We start from the raw sequence: 17,271 nt of genomic DNA on the forward strand, positions 1-17,271 counted from the left end.
CCTAGTCTTCCTGCAGTTCCTGGAAGCGCTCGGCCAGATAGTCGATGAACGTGCGCACCGACGGCAGCAGGCCGCGCCGGGACGCGAATACCGCGTGGATGATCTCCCGCCGCGGCGCCCATTGCGGCAGCACGTGCACCAGTTCGCCACGCGCCAGGTGGTCGCGGACGATCATCAGCGGCAGCTGCACCACGCCCACGCCATCCAGGGCCGCGGTGCGCAGTGTGAGCATGCCGCGCGTGATCAGGCGCGGCCGGTGGTGGATGGAGGCGTGCGCGCCGTCCGGGCCGAACAAGTTCCACACATGCTCGTTCTGCGGCACGCCCAGGTCCATGCTCGGCATGTGCGTCAGGTCCGCGGGCACGTCCGGGGTGCCGGCCTGCTCGAGCAGCGCCGGGCTTGCGACCAGGCACTGGCTGCGTTCGGCCAGCGAGCGCATCACCAGGTCGCTGTCCTGCAGCGGTGGCGGCCGCACGCGGATGGCGACGTCGATGCCTTCGCCGATGACGTCCACGCGCCGGTTGGTCGCTTCCAGGTGGAGATCGACGCGCGGGTAGTCGCGCAGGAACGCGGCGATCATGTCGCCCACGCTCGCGTCCAGCAGCATCACCGGACAGGTCACCCGGATCACGCCGCGCGGCTCGGTGCGCGTGACTTCGATGGCCTCCTGCGCCGCTTCCGCTTCCACCAGCATCGCGCGGCAGTGCGAGAAGAACGTCTGCCCAATTTCGGTCACCGAGAAGTGGCGCGTGGAGCGCATGATCAGGCGCACGCCGAGGCGTTCCTCCAGCAGCGCGATGCGCCGGCTCAGCTTCGACTTCGGCATCCCCAGCGCCCGGCCCGCGGGCGCGAAGCCGCCGTGTTCGACCACCTGGACGAAGTAGTAGAGGTCGTTGAGGTCCTGCATTGGGCGCGCGTCGTTCCTCAAATGGGACTGTGAGGGTAAATCCCGCTAACTACCGGCGCAATCGTCCCACTTCTATCGTCTTCGTCACTTCGACGGACTGCGCGCTCGATCGAGGCAACCGCGCCCTCCCCTGGGCTCGCCGTTCAAAGAACCCACGAGGACATTGCAGATGAACGCTTCCAGCAACGTTGCCAACTTCAACGGCGCCCGCCCCGTCATCGATCCCGACGATGCGGTGATGCTGCTGATCGACCACCAGAGCGGCCTGTTCCAGGTGGTGCAGGACATGCCGATGCCGGCGCTGCGCAAACACGTCGCCGCACTGGCGAAGATGGCCACGCTGAGCAAGATCCCGGTGATCACCACCGCGTCCGTGCCGCAGGGCCCGAACGGCCCGCTGATCCCGGAGGTCCACCAGAACGCGCCGCATGCGCAGTACGTCGCGCGCAGGGGTGAAATCAATGCCTGGGACAACCCCGACTTCGTCGCGGCGGTGAAGGCGACCGGGCGCAAGACGCTGATCATCGCCGGCACCATCACCAGCGTGTGCATGGCATTCCCCGCAATCGCCGCCGTCTACGACGGCTACAAGGTGTTCGCGGTCGTCGATGCCTCGGGCACGTACTCGAAGATGGCGCAGGAGATCTCCCTGGCCCGCGTCGTGCAGGCTGGCGTGGTGCCGATGGACACCGCCGCCGTCGCCTCGGAACTGCAGAAGACCTGGCACCGCGAAGATGCGATGGCCTGGGCCGAGGTCTACACCCAGATCTTCCCGAACTACCAGCTGCTCATCGAGAGCTACATGAAGGCGCAGGACGTCGAGAAGAACCACGAGCAGCTCGATTCGCAGCGCAGCTGACGGCAGCATCGGCATCGAGGACATCCGGCGCCAAGGCGCCGGGTGTCGCGCCCCGGGTCAACGGGCGGCCGTCTGCTGGTGGCAGGCGCGAAGCCGACCTTCACTTCGGTTACCGTGGCCGTGTTGGTCGCTCGATGCAGGGGCCGGCCAACCGTAGCTTCGAACCCACCCACCCGCCCGATCGCCAGCCAACCCGAGGCCCGGCCATGAGCAATCTCGAAGCCCTCTGCACCGCCTCGCCATCGGCCGAGGGCGGCCCCTGCGCGCAACGGCCGGCCGTCGAACGCACCGCGTCGCGCTCCGCCGAAGTCAGCCGCGCGTTGCCCGCGCGCGAACGTCGTCCCTGATGCGTCATCCACCCAACCCCGGAGCACTGCCATGCACAAGCTGAGTCCGATCATCGAATTGCTGGGCCGCGTCGGCCTTGCCCTGCTCTTCCTGCTGTCCGGCATCGGCAAGCTGTCCGACTACGCGGGCACGCAGGGCTACATGGAGTCGCAGGGCGTGCCCGGCATGCTGTTGCCGCTGGTCATCCTGCTGGAAGTGGGCGGCTCGCTCGCCCTGATCGCCGGCTTCAAGACGCGGCTTGTGGCGTTCGCAATGGCCGGCTTCGCGCTAGCGTCGGCGTTGCTGTTCCACCGCAACATCGGTGACCAGATGCAGTTCATCCAGTTCTTCAAGAACGTCGGCATCGCCGGTGGCATGTTGCTGGCACTGGTGCATGGCGCCGGTCCGCTCAGCCTCGACGCGCGCATGGGCAAGGGAAAGGCATGACCACCATCCTCGGCATTTCCGGCAGCCTGCGTCGCGGCTCCTTCAATACCGCGCTGCTGCGTGCGGCGCAGGCGGCCACGGCGGGCAGCGATTTCGATGTGCAGCTCGCCACCCTGCACGGGATCCCGCTCTACGACGGCGACCTCGAGCACGCGCAAGGCATGCCAGCGGCCGTCGCCACGCTCAAGGAGCAGATAGCGACGGCCGACGGCGTGTTGCTGGTGACGCCCGAATACAACAACGGCATCCCCGGCGTTTTCAAGAACGCGGTCGACTGGGTCTCGCGACCGGCGTCCGACATCGGCCGCGTGTTCGGCGACCGTCCCTTCGCCGTGATCGGCGCATCGCCGGGCGGCTTCGGCACCGTGCTCGCGCAGAACGCCTGGTTGCCGGTGCTGCGCACGCTGGGCGTGCGCCACTGGGCCGGCGGGCGCCTGATGGTGTCGCGGGTGGGCCAGTTGGTCGGTGCGGATGGCGAAATCCGCGATCCGGCCGTGCTCGCGCAGCTGCAGGGATTCCTCGCCGGGTTTGCGGACTTCGCGCGGCAGGCGGCGCGCTAGGCGAGGATCGGTTTGCGGCGCTCGGCTCCGGGCGCCAGTGCCAGGTGCGCCGGAAGTCAGGTGGGCAACAGGCGAACGCCTTCACACGAGCCGGATATCCCGCAGGCAACTAACCGGATCGGGGGATTCCCCGATCCGGGTGCGCACCCTATTCAAGTCGGTACAGCTCCGAAGCTGCATGCGTGGCGGTTTTTTCCGCTGCCGCGCTTGTCTTCCACCGTCGCCCAACATCAGCGGCAACGCGATCGCCGGGCCATTTCGCTCCAATGTCCTCCCTCAACGCAGGAGAAACGCATGGCCAGTGAACCCATCCGCGACCCGAAGAGCGACCATCTGCTGACGCCGCAGAACTCCGCTTTCATCATCATCGACTACCAGCCCGTGCAGGTGAATTCCATCGCCTCGATGGATCGCCAATTGCTGGTGAACAACATCGTCGGCACCGCGAAGGCGGCCGTGGCCTATGGCCTGCCCATCGTGCATTCCACCGTCAACGTGAAGACCGGCCTCAACAAGCCGCCGATCCCGCAGGTGCGCAAGGCGCTGGACAAGATCCCGACCTACGACCGCACCACCATCAATTCCTGGGAAGACGTGGAATTCCGCAAGGCCGTGGAAGACACCGGCCGCAGGAAGCTGATCATGACCGCGCTGTGGACAGAGGCCTGCCTCACCTTCCCGGCACTGGATGCGCTCAAGGAAGGCTATGAGGTCTACGTCGTGGCGGATGCGGTCGGCGGCACTTCCCTCGCCGCGCACGAAGCCGCGCTGCGCCGCATCGAGCAGGCGGGCGGGAAGATGATCAGCGTGCCGCAGCTGTTCTGCGAACTGCAGCGCGACTGGAAGCGCCAGGAAACCGTGCCGGCCTTCATGAACCTCTTCATCGAAACCGGCGGCACCGCCGGCATCCAGTTCTCCTACGACCGCAGCGAATGAGCCTGGCCGGAGCGGGCGACGACGCCCGCTCCACGGACCGGCGGTTCGCGGCGTCTCATGTGCGATCGGCGACGCGCGCACACGCCTGGGCCGTAACGAACCCGAACGTCGATGCTGGACGAAGCGGCGAGCTGAGCGGCAGCCGATGCCGTTCAGGGCCGCAGCATGTGCCCCAGTCGCGCACCGCCCCAGACCAGCAGCAGGCCGAGGAACAAGGTCAGCAGCAGGTACACGATTGCCAGTTCGCTGCGCGACGAGCGCGAGTACAGCAGGCATTCGATCATCAGCGCCGAATACGTGGTGAAGCCACCGAGCAGGCCGACGACGAGGAAGGCCCGCCAGTACAGGGCCGAGGCGCCGCGGCCTTCGAGCCACACCGCCAGGAAACCGCCGGCGAAGGCGCCGAGCAGGTTCGCGGCAAGCGTGCCCCATGGAAAACCGGCGCCCAGCTGACGCAGCATCACGCCGCCCAGCCAGTAGCGCCCCGCGGCGCCGAGTGCACCGCCGAGCATCACGAGCCACAACTGCTGGAACCAGAGACTCATCGGCCTTCCTGTCGCCCGGGTTTCAATCGAGATTGCCCAATACCGGCGATGCCGGCAACGCCACCGCGATCAGCGCCGGCCGCGTGCGGCTTCGCGTGCAGCCCGCAGCGCATCGAGCTTTTCCTTCAAGCGGATTTCCAGGCCGCGCTCGACCGGTTCGTAATAGACCCGCTCGCCCATCGCATCGGGAAAGCCGGTCTGGTCCAGCGCGATGCCGCCGTCCACGTCGTGATCGTACTGGTAGCCCTTGCCGTAACCGAGCTGCTTCATCAGGCGCGTGGGCGCATTGCGGATATGCAGCGGCACTTCCTGCGTTCCGTATTCGCGCACGTCGGCGCGCGCCGCATTGAAGGCCGCGTACGCCGCATTCGATTTCGCGGTCGTGGCGAGGTAGATGGTCAGTTGCGCCAGCGCCAGTTCGCCCTCCGGGCTGCCGAGGCGGTCGTAGGTGTCCCAGGCGTGGATCGCCATCTGCAGTGCGCGGGGATCGGCCAGGCCGATGTCTTCGATCGCCATGCGTGTCAGCCGTCGCGCCAGGTAGCTGGGATCGGCGCCGCCGTCGAACATGCGCGCAAGCCAGTACAGCGCGGCATCGGGATTGGAGCTGCGGACGCTCTTGTGCAGCGCCGAGATCTGGTCGTAGAACTGCTCGCCGCCCTTGTCGAAACGGCGGGTGCGATCGGCGAGCACCTGCTCCAGCGTCGCTTCGGTGATCGCGCCCTCCTCGCCCGCGAGGTCCGCGGCGATCTCCAGGAAGGTCAGGCCGCGACGCACGTCGCCGTCGGCGGCGGTGGCAATCAGCTGCAGCAGTTCGTCGCCGACCTGCAGGTTGCGATCGCCCAGGCCGCGCTCGCCGTCGAGCAGCGCGCGCTTGAGCGCCACCGCGATGTCGTCCGCCGACACGGCTTCCATGACATGCACGCGGCAGCGCGACAGCAACGCGGAATTGAGCTCGAACGACGGGTTCTCGGTGGTCGCGCCGATGAAGATGATCGTGCCGCGTTCGATGTGCGGCAGGAACGCATCCTGTTGCACCTTGTTGAAGCGGTGCACCTCGTCGACGAAGAGCACCGTCCGGCGTCCCGCGGCGAAGCGCGCGGCGGCTTCGGCCAGCACTTCGCGCACCTGCGGCAGGCCGGAGAGCACCGCGGAAATCGCCTGGAACTCCGCATTGGCGTATTGCGCCAGGAGCAGCGCCAGCGTGGTCTTGCCGCAGCCCGGCGGTCCCCACAGGATCATCGAGTGCACGTGGCCGGACTCGATGCCCTTGCGCAGCGCGCTCTTCGCCGAGAGCAGCCGGCGCTGGCCGACCATTTCATCGAGCGCGCGCGGCCGCATGCGCTCGGCCAAGGGGCGCAGGTGGTCCGAATCGGCGGTCAGCAGGTCGGCGGCTTCGGCCGGCGGGGAGGTGCGACGGGGCATGGCGCAATTGTAGGGCGCCGGCTGAACTCTCGTGCCACGGCATCTTTGCTGATGCCGTCCATGACGCGACTGCCCCGCCTTCGGATCGTCCGGCCCGGCTGGCCGGCCCCGCGCAGCGCGTGGGACGTTCGCGCATGGCGCGAGGCATGCCTCGCGAGCGCCTTGCACTCACCCATGGCCGGGCGTTCGGGGCCGCATGCGCTGCCGATAAGGCAGCGCAATCCCGTTTCGTCATGGCTCAACCGATGCCATCCATGGCGCGACCGTGTCGGCTTCGGATCGTCCTGCCCGGCCATCCATGGCCGGGCGTTCGGGCTGCATGCGCTGCCGATAGGGCAGCGCATGCAGCCCTCACCCCTCGCCGATGACGTCTACGCCCTTGGGCGGTGTGTAGCGGAAGGTGTTCGCCGGGAACGACGGATTGCGCTTCCAGCCGCTGAAGCTGATTTCGGTGCGCTGGCCCAGCATGTCGACCACCTGCATCTTCACCAGGCCGGTCTTGCCGAATCCCAGGCGCGCGGTACGAAAACTCGCATCGGCCGCGTTGCCCTTGGGCGCGAGCACCAGCCATTCCAGGCCGCCGGTGGCGCCGTCTTCCTTCACCACGAACTGCGCGTCCAGCTTGCCCGGGTCGATCAGTGCGGACAGCGGACTGTTCTGTTCCTCGGCGCCCTGCGGACGCTTGCTGACCTGCTGCAGGTCCGGGTCGTGGACCCACACGGTCTTGCCGTCGGCGACGATCAGTTGCGGGTACGGCTTCACGTATTCCCAGCGGAACAGGCGCGGCGCGGACAAGGCGACCTTGCCGCTGGAGCTCTCCTTGAGCTTGCCCTTGGCATCGAACACCTGCTGGGCGAACTGGCCGTCGAGGCCCTTCAGGCCCTTGGTGAACGTGGCAAGGTCATCGCGTGCACCGGCGAACGCGGCGCCGGGAACAACGGCCGCCGCAAGCGTGGCGGTCAACGCGAACTTGAAGATTCGGTTCATGGACGACTCCGGGAAAACCTGGGGGAGAGTCTGGCGCGAGGAAACTGAACGAGACGGGATGACCGGCGCAGGCGCTGGCTTGGAGCCGGACGTCGGTTCAGTTGTCGCGCGACTCGATTACTTCGGTGGCGGCGGCGCCAGCACGCTGCGATCGCCGTTGTGTTCGGGCGGCGTCACCACGCCGGCCGCTTCCATCGCCTCGATCAGGCGCGCGGCGCGGTTGTAGCCGATCTTCAGCCGGCGCTGCACGCCGGAGATGGAGGCACGGCGCGTCTCGGTGACGATGCGCACGGCCTCGTCGTAGAGCGGATCGGATTCGTCGCCCGCGCCACCGCCGCTTTCCGGCAGGCCGGTGGCGCCGACGACCACGCCATCGCCCAGCGTCTGCACTTCGTCCAGCACGCCTTCGATGTAATCCGGGCCGCCGCCGATCTGCTTGAGGTGTTCGACGACGCGGTGCACTTCCTCGTCGCTGACGAAGGCGCCGTGCACGCGTTCCGGCAAGGCGGTGCCCGGCGGCAGGTACAGCATGTCGCCGTGGCCGAGCAGCGTTTCCGCGCCGGACTGGTCGAGGATGGTGCGCGAGTCGATCTTGCTCGACACCTGGAAGGCAATGCGCGTGGGGATGTTGGCCTTGATCAGGCCGGTGATGACATCGACCGACGGACGCTGCGTGGCGAGGATCAGGTGGATGCCGGCGGCGCGAGCCTTCTGCGCCAGGCGGGCGATGAGCTCCTCCACCTTCTTGCCGACGATCATCATCATGTCGGCGAATTCGTCGATGAAGATGACGATGAACGGCAGCGTTTCCAGCGGACGCGGCGCCTCGCCCAGCTCGGCGTTCGGCTTGAACAGCGGATCCATCATCGGTTGGCCCGCGTCGATGGCGTCCTTCACCTTCTTGTTGAAGCCGGCCAGGTTGCGCACGCCCACGGCCGACATCAGCTTGTAGCGGCGCTCCATCTCGGCCACGCACCAGCGCAGGCCGTTGGCGGCCTCCTTCATGTCGGTCACGACCGGCGCCAGCAGGTGCGGGATGCCCTGGTAGACGCTGAGTTCCAGCATCTTCGGGTCGATCATCAGCATCCGCAGGTCCTTGGCGGACGCCTTGTACAACAGCGACAGCACCATCGCGTTGACCGCAACCGACTTGCCCGAACCGGTGGTGCCGGCGACCAGCAGGTGCGGCATGCGCGCGAGGTCGGCAACGGTCGGGCGGCCGGCGATGTCCTTGCCCAGCGCCAGGGTGAGCGGGCTGGTGGACTTGTCGTATTCCTTCGAACGCAGCAGCTCGGAGAGGAAGATCATCTCGCGCGAGGTGTTCGGCGTTTCCAGGCCGATCACCGACTTGCCGGGGATCACGTCGACCACGCGCACCGACTTCACCGACAAGCCGCGCGCGATGTCCTTGTCGAGCGTGCTGATCTGGCTGACCTTGATGCCCGGCGCGGGCTCCAGTTCGAAGCGGGTGATGACCGGGCCCGGATAGGCGCCGACCACCTGCGCATCGATGCGGAAGTCCTTGAGCTTGAATTCGATCTGGCGCGAGAGGGTTTCCAGCGTTTCCTCGCTGTAACCCTTCGGCTGCGGCTTGGGATCGTCCAGCAGCGCGAGCGGCGGGATGCCGGTGCCATCGCCGGTATGGAACAGCGGGATCTGCGTCTCGCGCTTGGCGCGCTCGCTCTTCTCCACCACCGGTGCCGGCGGCGGTTCGATCTTCACCGGCTCGCGCTTGGCGCGCAGTTGGGTATCGACCTTGCGTGCTTCCTCGCGCTCCTCGCGGAAGGCGCGCGTCTGTTGCCATTCGGTCGCCTGCTGGCTACCGCGGCGGAACAGCTTGCCGAGCAACGGCCCCAGCGCAAGCGTCCACTGCCCCAGCTTGTCCATGACCGTCAGCCAGGACAGCCCGGTGGCCAGCGTCACCGAGATCAGGAACAGGGCCAGGGTGAACAGGTTCGCCCCCATCGGGCCGAACCCCTTGAGCAGGGAACTGCCGACCAGGCTGCCGAGGATGCCGCCGGCGCCGGCGGGGAAATAGTCGGGGCCCACGGCACGCAGGTGCAGGAGGCCGGTCGCCGAGACCAGGAACCCGACGATGCCGACCAGGCGCAGCGCCGGGCCGAGGTCCGCATCACCATCACCGTCCGCATCCATGCCGAACAGGGCGATCCAGGCGATGAAGCCGAGCATGATCGGAAGAATGAAGGCGACATAGCCGGTGAGGAACAACAGGCCGTCCGCAACTTGCGCGCCCACCAGCCCACCCACGTTGTGGAGCGGTGCGGTCAGGCTTCCGGAATGCGTGAGCCCGGGGTCGGTCGACGAATAGGTGAACAGGCTCGCCATCAGGTACAGCAGCAACGGCGCGATCAGGATCAGCGCGATATCGCGCATGAGCCTCTGGCGACGCGGCGACGGCGGTGCGCGCTCCTTGCCAGAGTTTTCCGCCTTCGCCTTCTTGCGGGTTGCTGCGGGGGCTTGCGCCACAGTGAGGTTCTGCCTGAGCTAGATTCTGTTAGTCGTTGAAGATACGGGAAAAACCGGCACCGGGGAATAACTTCGGCGGGTCCCGCCTGCGTGCGGCGGGCGCCACGAGCATAGCGGGAACCGGTCTCGGTCAGGCAGCCGCCCCGGCCTTGGGCGCGTGGCATCCGGCGCCATTCCGCCCCGCCTGCGTTGCAATGGATCATCCCGCTCTGCATCGCAGGCCGCATCGCCGCGCGCAACACTGCGATGCCGCGGCTTCGCCTTGTAATGCCCTGGAGCCACCGCCACTCTATTGCGTCCCAAGGCCCCGTGGCCTCCTGCGCCCGACGCGCGTCCAACTTCGCGAACAGACATGACTCCATCCAAGCATTCCCGCCTGATCATCCTCGGCTCCGGTCCCGCGGGCTGGACCGCCGCCGTCTACGCGGCGCGCGCGAACCTCAAGCCGCTGGTGATCACCGGCCTGCAGATGGGCGGCCAGCTGATGACGACGACGGAAGTCGACAACTGGCCGGGCGATGCCCACGGCCTGATGGGCCCGGACCTGATGGCGCGCATGCAGGCGCACGCCGAGCGCTTCGATACCGAAGTCGTGTTCGACCACATCCACACCGCCGACCTGTCGCGCCGCCCGTTCAAGCTGATCGGCGACAGCGGCGAGTACACCTGCGACGCCCTGATCATCTCCACCGGCGCCACGGCCAAGTACCTCGGCCTGCCCTCGGAAGAGGCGTTCAAGGGGCGCGGCGTGTCGGCCTGCGCGACCTGCGACGGCTTCTTCTACAAGGAACAGGACGTGGCGGTGATCGGCGGCGGCAACACCGCGGTCGAGGAAGCGCTGTACCTGTCCAACATCGCCCGCAAGGTCTACCTGGTGCATCGCCGCGACACGCTGCGCGCCGAGAAGATCATGCAGGACAAGCTGCAGGCCAAGATCCAGGCCGGCAAGATCGAACCGGTGTGGCACCACGTCGTCGACGAAGTGCTCGGCAACGATGCCGGAGTGACCGGCCTGCGGGTGACGTCGGTGCAGGACGGTTCGTCGCGCGACCTTGCCATCCACGGCCTGTTCGTCGCCATCGGCCACACCCCGAACACGACGCTGTTCGAGGGCCAGATCGACATGAAGAACGGCTACATCACCATCCGCACCGGCCTGGGCGGCGAAGCCACCGCCACCAACATCCCCGGCGTGTTCGCCGCCGGCGACGTGGCCGACCAGGTCTACCGCCAGGCGATCACGTCGGCCGGCTTCGGCTGCATGGCGGCGCTGGATGCGGAGAAGTTCCTGGACAAGGAAGGTTGATAGCGGTGTCACGGATCGCCGCTTTGCTAGTTGCGACGTTGCTGGCGCTCGCCGCCAGCGATGCCGTCGCAGGAGGCATCTTTTGCCGCGACCCGGCGACGCTGTCGGCATGGAAGCAAAGCCTCAACGGCGGGCAGCGCAGGCGACTGGACAATCCGCGCGACATCCACCACGCGGTGCTGGTGGCGTATGAGGGAAATCTCGCCTCCGCCGCACAGGGCAAGCTGCAATCGAAGCGCCAGCTCGGCATCTGGTGGACGCTGTGCCAGATGGTCGAAGGCAGCCTGGGCGACGATCGCCTGCACATGGCCGCGGATTACCTGCGTGAAGGTGCCGAGGAGAACGACCGCCAAGGTAATACGCTGCTGGCGATCCATGCTGCGATGGGCTGGGGCCTGTCGCAGAGCCATCTGCAGGCTTTCGAACTGCTGGATGCGGTCCGGAGTCAGGCGCGCATCATTACCTTCACGACGTTCGACGAATTCAAGGCGCAGGCATCGCTGGAAGGCTTGCCTGAGGCCGAGCAACAGTCGGCCTACGCTTACAACGAAACGCTCGCCGAACTGCTGGCGCAGCGCCTGCCCCACCACTGGCAGGAGTTCGCCCGCCGACGCTCGGCGGAAGAGGTCAATATCCGCCTGACCGTGCACACCTGCCCCGCGACGGTTGAGGTCCTGTCCACGAACGACACAGCCGATGCCGGGAAGCTGACCACCGTGCTGCAGCGTGTTGTCGAGCTCGTGCCGCAGGTTGGCGTGCCCTGCCGCGATGGCCGCGGCCTGCCGCTCGTACTGCCACAGGACCTTTCGCTCTGGCGCCCGGAAAAGGATCCGTTCGCGCAGTGACGGCGTTGCATCCCCGCGTACTGTCCGACCTTTCCAGCGTGGATGGGGCGCAGTGGGATGCACTCCATGACGGCAGCAACCCTTTCGTCCGTCACACCTTCCTCGCCGGGCTCGAACAATACGGTTGCCTACGCGCGGAGTGGGGATGGACACCCCGCCACCTGACCTTGTGGGAAGGCGATGAACTGGTGGCCGCCGCCCCCGGCTACGCCAAGGACAATTCGCACGGCGAGTTCGTGTTCGACCACGCCTGGGCGCACGCGTACGCGCGCTACGGGCAGGACTACTTCCCGAAGTGGTTGTGCGCCGTGCCCTACTCGCCCGTGACCGGGCCGCGCCTGCTGGCGACCGACGCGGCGCATCGCCGCGCCCTGCTGCAGGCCATGCGGACCCTGTGCGGTGAGCAAGGCTATTCCTCGGCGCATATCAACTTCCATGCCGAACCGGCGGATGCATTCGACGCGGACTGGCTGGCCCGCACCGACGTCCAGTACCACTGGCGCAACGACGCCGGGTGGCGGGACTTCGACGATTTCCTCGCCGCGTTCGACCACAAGCATCGCAAGAACATCCGCCAGGAGCGCACCAAGGTGGCGCGCGCCGGCGTGCGCTTCCGCCATGTCCACGGCGACGAGGCGAGCGCTGCCGACCTGGCGACGATGCATGGTTTCTACCGGCGGACGTTCGCCGAATACGGGAATCATCCGGCGCTGACACTGCCGTTCCTGCAGCACCTGGCCACGGCGATGCCGCGCGCCTTGCTGCTGCTGCTCGCCGAACGGGATGGCGAAACGATCGCCGGGGCGTTGTGCCTGCGCGGCGGCGATACGCTTCATGGCCGCTACTGGGGCGCGAGTGAGCACGTCCCCGGCCTGCATTTCGAGGCCTGCTACTACCAGGGCATCGAGTACTGCCTGCGCGAGGGCCTCACCCGCTTCGAACCCGGCGCGCAGGGCGAGCACAAGCTGGCGCGCGGCTTCCTGCCGGCCTTCGTGCACAGCCGCCACTGGGTCGCCGACGAAGCCTTCCGTGAAGCCCTGCGCGACTGGTGCGGGCAGGAGACGGCATCCGTGCAGCGCTATGCCGCCACGCTCGCCACGCACTCTCCGTTCCGGCGCGGCTGACGGCGGTCTCGCTTCCTGCCGCCTGCCTGAGGGATGATGCGGCGATGTCGATCCGCTTGCCTGCATTGCCGGCCGACCCGGAGGCGCCCTTCCCGCCCGGGCAGACCGCACTGCGCCATCCGGACGGGCTGCTGGCGATCGGCGGCGATCTGACCCCCCAACGCCTGCTCAACGCCTACCGCCACGGCATTTTCCCCTGGTACTCGGAAGACCAGCCGATCCTGTGGTGGTGCCCCGACCCGCGCACCGTGTTCCGCAGCGACGGCGTGCGGCTGTCCTCGCGATTCCGGCGCTGGCTGCGCCACAGCGATTGGCAGGTCCGTGCCGACACGGCGTTCGACGGGGTCATCGATGCCTGCGCGCGGATGCCGCGCGCAGGCCAGCGCGGCACCTGGATCACCGACGAGATGATCGAGGCCTATCGCGAGCTGCACGAGCTCGGCCATGCGCACTCGATCGAGGTATTCGCCGGCGACCGCCTGGTCGGTGGGCTGTACGGCGTGGCGATCGGCCGGATGTTCTTCGGCGAGAGCATGTACAGCGCCGAGTCGGGTGGCTCCAAGGTCGCCCTTGGCGCCCTCGCCCAGCGGATGCGGGAGTGGAACTGGCCGCTGCTGGATGCGCAGGTCGAGAACGACCACCTGCTGTCGATGGGCGCCGAACGTTGGCCACGGGCGCGTTTCCTGGCCACCGTCGCGGAGCTGACAGCGGATTCCTTGGCGGCACCCGCCGGCGCGTGGACCGAACGCTTCGGCACGCTGGGCGCTGCTGAACTGGCGCCAGCCGGTCACGACTGAACCGGCAACCCGGCCCGACATCACGCCGGCTTTTGTGGCAGAATGCCCGGCTTCGCGGCGCGCTTGCGCCCGCCTCCCAGAGTCAACTGGAAACTTCATGGCAAAAGACGATGTGATCGAATTCGAGGGCACGGTGGCGGAAACCCTTCCGAACACCATGTTCCGCGTGCGCCTCGAGAACGGCCACGAGATCATTGCCCACATCTCCGGCCGCATGCGCAAGAACTACATCCGCATCCTGACCGGCGACAAGGTGAAGGTCGAAATGACCCCGTACGACCTGACCAAGGGTCGCATCACCTACCGCATGAAGTGACGCCAACGGCGTCATCCCGGGCGAAGCGCGGGATCCGATCGACAAAAAGGCGGCCACTGGCCGCCTTTTTCGTTCCTGTCACACAGCCATGACTTGGTGCACGGTGCCGGTCGTCAGGCTGACCTCCTCCAGATTCGGCGGCCGCATCGGCGCCCTACCTTGCTTCGGCCCGATCCCGGGCCGACCCAAGGACTGCCCATGAACGCAGCATTTCGCATCGCGGCGCTCGCACTCACCTCCCTTTGCGCCGGAACCGCCTTCGCCGCACCGGCGCAGGCCATCCAGGAGTGCGCCACGCTCAGCGGCAACCAGCAGATTTCGCGCTTCGGCAACCAGTACGTGCTGGTCCGCGACGGCGATACCTATTACCGGCTCCAGGCCGACCGCTGCGACAAACTCTCCCTGGCCACCAGCTTCGAATTGCAGGCGGAATCGCAGTCGGGACGCATCTGCCCGCGCGATACCCAGATCGAAACCAATACCGGCAAGTGCAAGGCGACCCGGGCCGAAGTGATCGACGAGGCCACCTACCTGCGCTACCAGCGACGTCGCTGACGCGGGGACACGCCGCCAGCAACGCGGACAACAAAAAGGCGGCCATCGGCCGCCTTTTGTCTGTTGCGGAAGTCCGCGATCACACCGTGACCGGCAACAGCTTCTCCGGCTCGGGCTGCGCTTCGACGACCAGCTCTTCGTCGCGGACGTCGATGGTGACGCGACCACCGCCCACCAGCTTGCCGAACAGCAGTTCGTCCGCCAGCGGGCGCTTGATCTTGTCCTGGATCACGCGGGCCATCGGCCGTGCGCCCATCAGCGGGTCGAAGCCATGCTGGGCCAGCCAGTCGCGGGCGGTCGGCGTCGCCGTCAGCGTCACGTTCTTCTCGTGCAGCTGGGCTTCTAGTTCGATCAGGAACTTGTCGACCACGCGCAGGATGTGTTCGAAGCCCAGCGCCTGGAACTGCACCACCGCGTCGAGGCGGTTGCGGAACTCCGGGCTGAAGGCGCGACGGATCACTTCCATCGCATCGGTCGAATGGTCCTGGCGGGTGAACCCGATCGAGCGCCGCGAGGCCTGGGCCGCGCCGGCATTGGTCGTCATCACCAGCACCACGTTCTTGAAGTTGGCTTCGCGGCCGTTGGTATCGGTGAGGATGCCGCGATCCATGACCTGCAACAGGATGTTGAAGATGTCCGGATGCGCCTTTTCCACCTCGTCCAGCAGCAGCACGCAGTGCGGCGTCTTGACGATCTTCTCGGTCAGCAGACCGCCCTGGTCGAAGCCGACGTAACCCGGGGGCGCGCCGATCAGGCGGCTGACCGAATGCGGCTCCATGTATTCGGACATGTCGAAGCGGACCAGCTCGATGCCCAGCTGCAGCGCGAGCTGCTTGGTCACCTCGGTCTTGCCCACGCCGGTGGGACCGGCGAAGAGGAAGTTGCCGATCGGCTTGTCCGGATTGCCCAGGCCCGAGCGGGCGAGCTTGATCGCCGAGGTCAGGGTATCGATCGCCGGATCCTGGCCGAAGATCACCATCTTCAGGTTGCGCTCGAGGTTCCTGAGCACGTCCTTGTCCGACGCCGACACCTGCTTGGTCGGGATACGCGCCATCTTGGCAACGATGGTTTCGATTTCCTCGGTGTCGATCAGCGTCTTGCGCTGGTCGTCCGGCAGCAGGCGCTGGCGGGCACCGGCTTCGTCGATCACGTCGATGGCCTTGTCCGGCAGCAGCCGGTCGCCCAGGTGCTTCACGGAAAGGTCGACCGCGGCCTGCAGCGCTTCGTCGGCGTAGGTGACGCCGTGGTGCTGTTCGTAGCGGGGCTTGAGGCCCTGCAGGATTTCCACGGTCTCGCCCACCGTCGGTTCGACGATGTCGATCTTCTGGAAGCGGCGGGCCAGCGCCCGGTCCTTCTCGAAGATGCCGCGGTATTCCTGGAACGTGGTCGAGCCGATGCAGCGCAGCTCGCCCGACGCCAGCGCCGGCTTGATCAGGTTGGACGCATCCATGGTGCCGCCCGAGGCGGAACCGGCGCCGATGATCGTGTGGATCTCGTCGATGAAGAGGATGGTGTCGGGCAGTTTCTTCAGCTGCGCGAGCACGGCCTTCAGGCGCTTCTCGAAGTCGCCGCGGTACTTGGTGCCGGCGACCAGCGCGCCCAGGTCGAGCGAATAGATCGTCGCGTCGGCCAGCACCTCCGGCACGTCGCCGTCGACGATGCGCTTGGCCAGGCCTTCGGCGATCGCGGTCTTGCCTACGCCGGCCTCGCCGACGTAGAGCGGATTGTTCTTGCGACGGCGGCACAGGACCTGGATCGTGCGCTCGACTTCGTTGACGCGTCCCACCAGCGGGTCAATCCGGCCCTCGCGGGCCAGCTGGTTGAGGTTGACCGCGAACTCGGCCAGGGCATCGCCCTTGACCTCGCCCTCGCCGGCCTCGCCCTGGCGCGCATCACCTTCGTCCGGCTGCGGGGACGACTCGTCGCCGCCCTGCTTGGCGATGCCGTGGGAGAGGTAATTGACGACATCCAGGCGTGCGATGTCCTGCTGGTTGAGGAAATAGACGGCGTGCGAGTCCTTCTCGCCAAAGATCGCCACCAGCACGTTGGCGCCGGTGACTTCCTTCTTGCCCGAGGACTGGACGTGGTAGACGGCGCGCTGCAGCACGCGCTGGAACCCGAGCGTCGGCTGGGTGTCCCGCCCATCGTCGTCGGCGAGCCGCGCGACCGACGTGGAAATGGCCTGCTCGAGGTCGGTGCGCAGCCGCGGGAAGTCCGCGTGGCACGCTTTCAGTACGGCTTCGGCCGACGGGTTGTCGAGCAACGCAAGCAACAGGTGCTCGACCGTCATGAACTCATGGCGCGCCTCGCGGGCGCGCTTGTAGCACTGGCCGATGCTGTATTCGAGGTCCTTGCTGAACATGGGGCGATAGCCTCCGGAAAACGTTTGCCGAAAATCTTGCTGCAACCCTATCTGGGGACAGCAACTGGCCATTTCCATGCCAGCCCCCTCAGGCTTTCGGAACGCTGCGTGGCACTCTTCAGCACAATGCTCTCAGCACATCCGGTACAACGTCCTTCCGGTTTGTTTTAGGCCTTTTCCATCGTGCAGAGCAAGGGGTGCTGGTTGAGCCTTGAATATTCGTTCACCTGCGCCACTTTGGATTCGGCAACTTCGCGGGTGAAGACGCCGCAAACACCGCGGCCCCGGGTATGCACGTGCAGCATGATCTGGGTCGCTTTTTCCGCATTGAAGGAGAAAAAGCGCATCAGCACCTCCACCACGAAGTCCATCGGGGTGTAGTCGTCGTTCAGCAGCAGCACGGAATACAGCGGCGGGCGGGCGACTTCCGGCTTGCCGGTTTCGACCATGACGCCATGGCTGTGTTCGTGTTCGGTCCTCTTCGTCATG

Annotated in this window: 18 protein-coding genes; 11 read left to right on the plus strand and 7 right to left on the minus strand. The window is 66.9% G+C overall.

Annotated features, from left to right (window positions below; all coding sequences use genetic code 11):
* Nucleotide 1 precedes the first annotated feature (1 nt).
* Nucleotides 2-907, minus strand: a complete 906-nt coding sequence (locus H8B22_RS00120; RefSeq protein WP_187712152.1) for a LysR family transcriptional regulator — start codon at nt 905-907, stop codon at nt 2-4.
* 169 nt (nt 908-1,076) lie between these two features.
* Between H8B22_RS00120 and H8B22_RS00125 the strand changes: the two genes are divergently transcribed.
* The 5 genes from H8B22_RS00125 (at nt 1,077) to H8B22_RS00145 (ending at nt 4,036) form a co-directional block, all read left to right on the plus strand.
* Nucleotides 1,077-1,766 (plus strand): hydrolase, encoded by a 690-nt coding sequence (locus tag H8B22_RS00125; protein ID WP_187712153.1) that lies wholly within the window; start codon nt 1,077-1,079, stop codon nt 1,764-1,766.
* A 206-nt stretch (nt 1,767-1,972) separates the two neighbouring features.
* Nucleotides 1,973-2,113: a hypothetical protein gene (locus tag H8B22_RS00130; protein ID WP_187712154.1), complete on the plus strand. Its 141-nt coding sequence runs from the start codon at nt 1,973-1,975 to the stop codon at nt 2,111-2,113.
* A 31-nt stretch (nt 2,114-2,144) separates the two neighbouring features.
* Nucleotides 2,145-2,540 carry a DoxX family protein gene (locus tag H8B22_RS00135; RefSeq protein WP_187712155.1) on the plus strand — a complete coding sequence of 132 codons (396 nt, stop codon included), beginning with the start codon at nt 2,145-2,147 and terminating at the stop codon, nt 2,538-2,540.
* A complete protein-coding gene (locus H8B22_RS00140) occupies nt 2,537-3,100 on the plus strand; it encodes an NADPH-dependent FMN reductase (RefSeq protein ID WP_187712156.1) in 564 nt (187 codons plus the stop codon). Before H8B22_RS00135 ends, H8B22_RS00140 begins: the two co-directional genes overlap by 4 nt.
* Before the next feature lie 294 nt (nt 3,101-3,394).
* Nucleotides 3,395-4,036, plus strand: a complete 642-nt coding sequence (locus H8B22_RS00145) for a hydrolase (protein WP_187712157.1) — start codon at nt 3,395-3,397, stop codon at nt 4,034-4,036.
* Nucleotides 4,037-4,188: 152 nt separating this feature from the next.
* Here H8B22_RS00145 and crcB read toward each other — a convergent pair whose 3' ends face one another.
* The 4 genes from crcB to H8B22_RS00165 all read right to left on the minus strand — a co-directional run bounded on the left by crcB (nt 4,189) and on the right by H8B22_RS00165 (nt 9,477).
* Nucleotides 4,189-4,581 carry a fluoride efflux transporter CrcB gene (gene crcB / locus H8B22_RS00150; protein ID WP_187712158.1) on the minus strand — a complete coding sequence of 131 codons (393 nt, stop codon included), beginning with the start codon at nt 4,579-4,581 and terminating at the stop codon, nt 4,189-4,191.
* A gap of 69 nt (nt 4,582-4,650) precedes the next feature.
* Entirely contained in the window at nt 4,651-6,003 is a 1,353-nt protein-coding gene (locus tag H8B22_RS00155) for a replication-associated recombination protein A (protein WP_187712159.1), read from the minus strand.
* Between the two features lie 351 nt (nt 6,004-6,354).
* The gene (gene lolA, locus H8B22_RS00160; RefSeq protein ID WP_187712160.1) at nt 6,355-6,990 is read right to left on the minus strand and encodes an outer membrane lipoprotein chaperone LolA; all 636 of its coding nucleotides are present in this window, start codon (nt 6,988-6,990) and stop codon (nt 6,355-6,357) included.
* A 117-nt stretch (nt 6,991-7,107) separates the two neighbouring features.
* The gene (locus H8B22_RS00165) at nt 7,108-9,477 is read right to left on the minus strand and encodes a DNA translocase FtsK (protein ID WP_187712161.1); all 2,370 of its coding nucleotides are present in this window, start codon (nt 9,475-9,477) and stop codon (nt 7,108-7,110) included.
* A gap of 352 nt (nt 9,478-9,829) precedes the next feature.
* On the opposite strand from H8B22_RS00165, the gene trxB reads away from it, so the two are divergent.
* The 6 genes from trxB to H8B22_RS00195 all read left to right on the plus strand — a co-directional run bounded on the left by trxB (nt 9,830) and on the right by H8B22_RS00195 (nt 14,420).
* On the plus strand, nt 9,830-10,783 hold the full coding sequence (gene trxB, locus H8B22_RS00170) for a thioredoxin-disulfide reductase (RefSeq protein WP_187712162.1): 954 nt from the start codon (nt 9,830-9,832) through the stop codon (nt 10,781-10,783).
* A 5-nt stretch (nt 10,784-10,788) separates the two neighbouring features.
* The gene (locus H8B22_RS00175; RefSeq protein WP_187712163.1) at nt 10,789-11,628 is read left to right on the plus strand and encodes a hypothetical protein; all 840 of its coding nucleotides are present in this window, start codon (nt 10,789-10,791) and stop codon (nt 11,626-11,628) included.
* Between the two features lie 5 nt (nt 11,629-11,633).
* Nucleotides 11,634-12,752 carry a GNAT family N-acetyltransferase gene (locus tag H8B22_RS00180; protein WP_407060817.1) on the plus strand — a complete coding sequence of 373 codons (1,119 nt, stop codon included), beginning with the start codon at nt 11,634-11,636 and terminating at the stop codon, nt 12,750-12,752.
* Nucleotides 12,753-12,796: 44 nt separating this feature from the next.
* On the plus strand, nt 12,797-13,549 hold the full coding sequence (gene aat / locus H8B22_RS00185; RefSeq protein ID WP_187712165.1) for a leucyl/phenylalanyl-tRNA--protein transferase: 753 nt from the start codon (nt 12,797-12,799) through the stop codon (nt 13,547-13,549).
* A gap of 97 nt (nt 13,550-13,646) precedes the next feature.
* Nucleotides 13,647-13,865: a translation initiation factor IF-1 gene (gene infA / locus H8B22_RS00190; protein ID WP_031372296.1), complete on the plus strand. Its 219-nt coding sequence runs from the start codon at nt 13,647-13,649 to the stop codon at nt 13,863-13,865.
* 198 nt (nt 13,866-14,063) lie between these two features.
* Complete coding sequence (locus H8B22_RS00195; protein WP_187712166.1) at nt 14,064-14,420, plus strand: hypothetical protein; 357 nt, start codon at nt 14,064-14,066, stop codon at nt 14,418-14,420.
* Between the two features lie 79 nt (nt 14,421-14,499).
* On the opposite strand, the gene clpA is transcribed toward H8B22_RS00195, so the two are convergent.
* Entirely contained in the window at nt 14,500-16,782 is a 2,283-nt protein-coding gene (gene clpA, locus H8B22_RS00200) for an ATP-dependent Clp protease ATP-binding subunit ClpA (protein WP_187712167.1), read from the minus strand.
* A 167-nt stretch (nt 16,783-16,949) separates the two neighbouring features.
* A complete protein-coding gene (gene clpS, locus H8B22_RS00205; protein ID WP_187712168.1) occupies nt 16,950-17,270 on the minus strand; it encodes an ATP-dependent Clp protease adapter ClpS in 321 nt (106 codons plus the stop codon).
* Nucleotide 17,271: the final 1 nt, after the last annotated feature.

It is taken from the genome of Lysobacter terrestris, assembly GCF_014489475.1.
Taxonomy (GTDB): Bacteria; Pseudomonadota; Gammaproteobacteria; order Xanthomonadales; family Xanthomonadaceae; genus Agrilutibacter; species Agrilutibacter terrestris.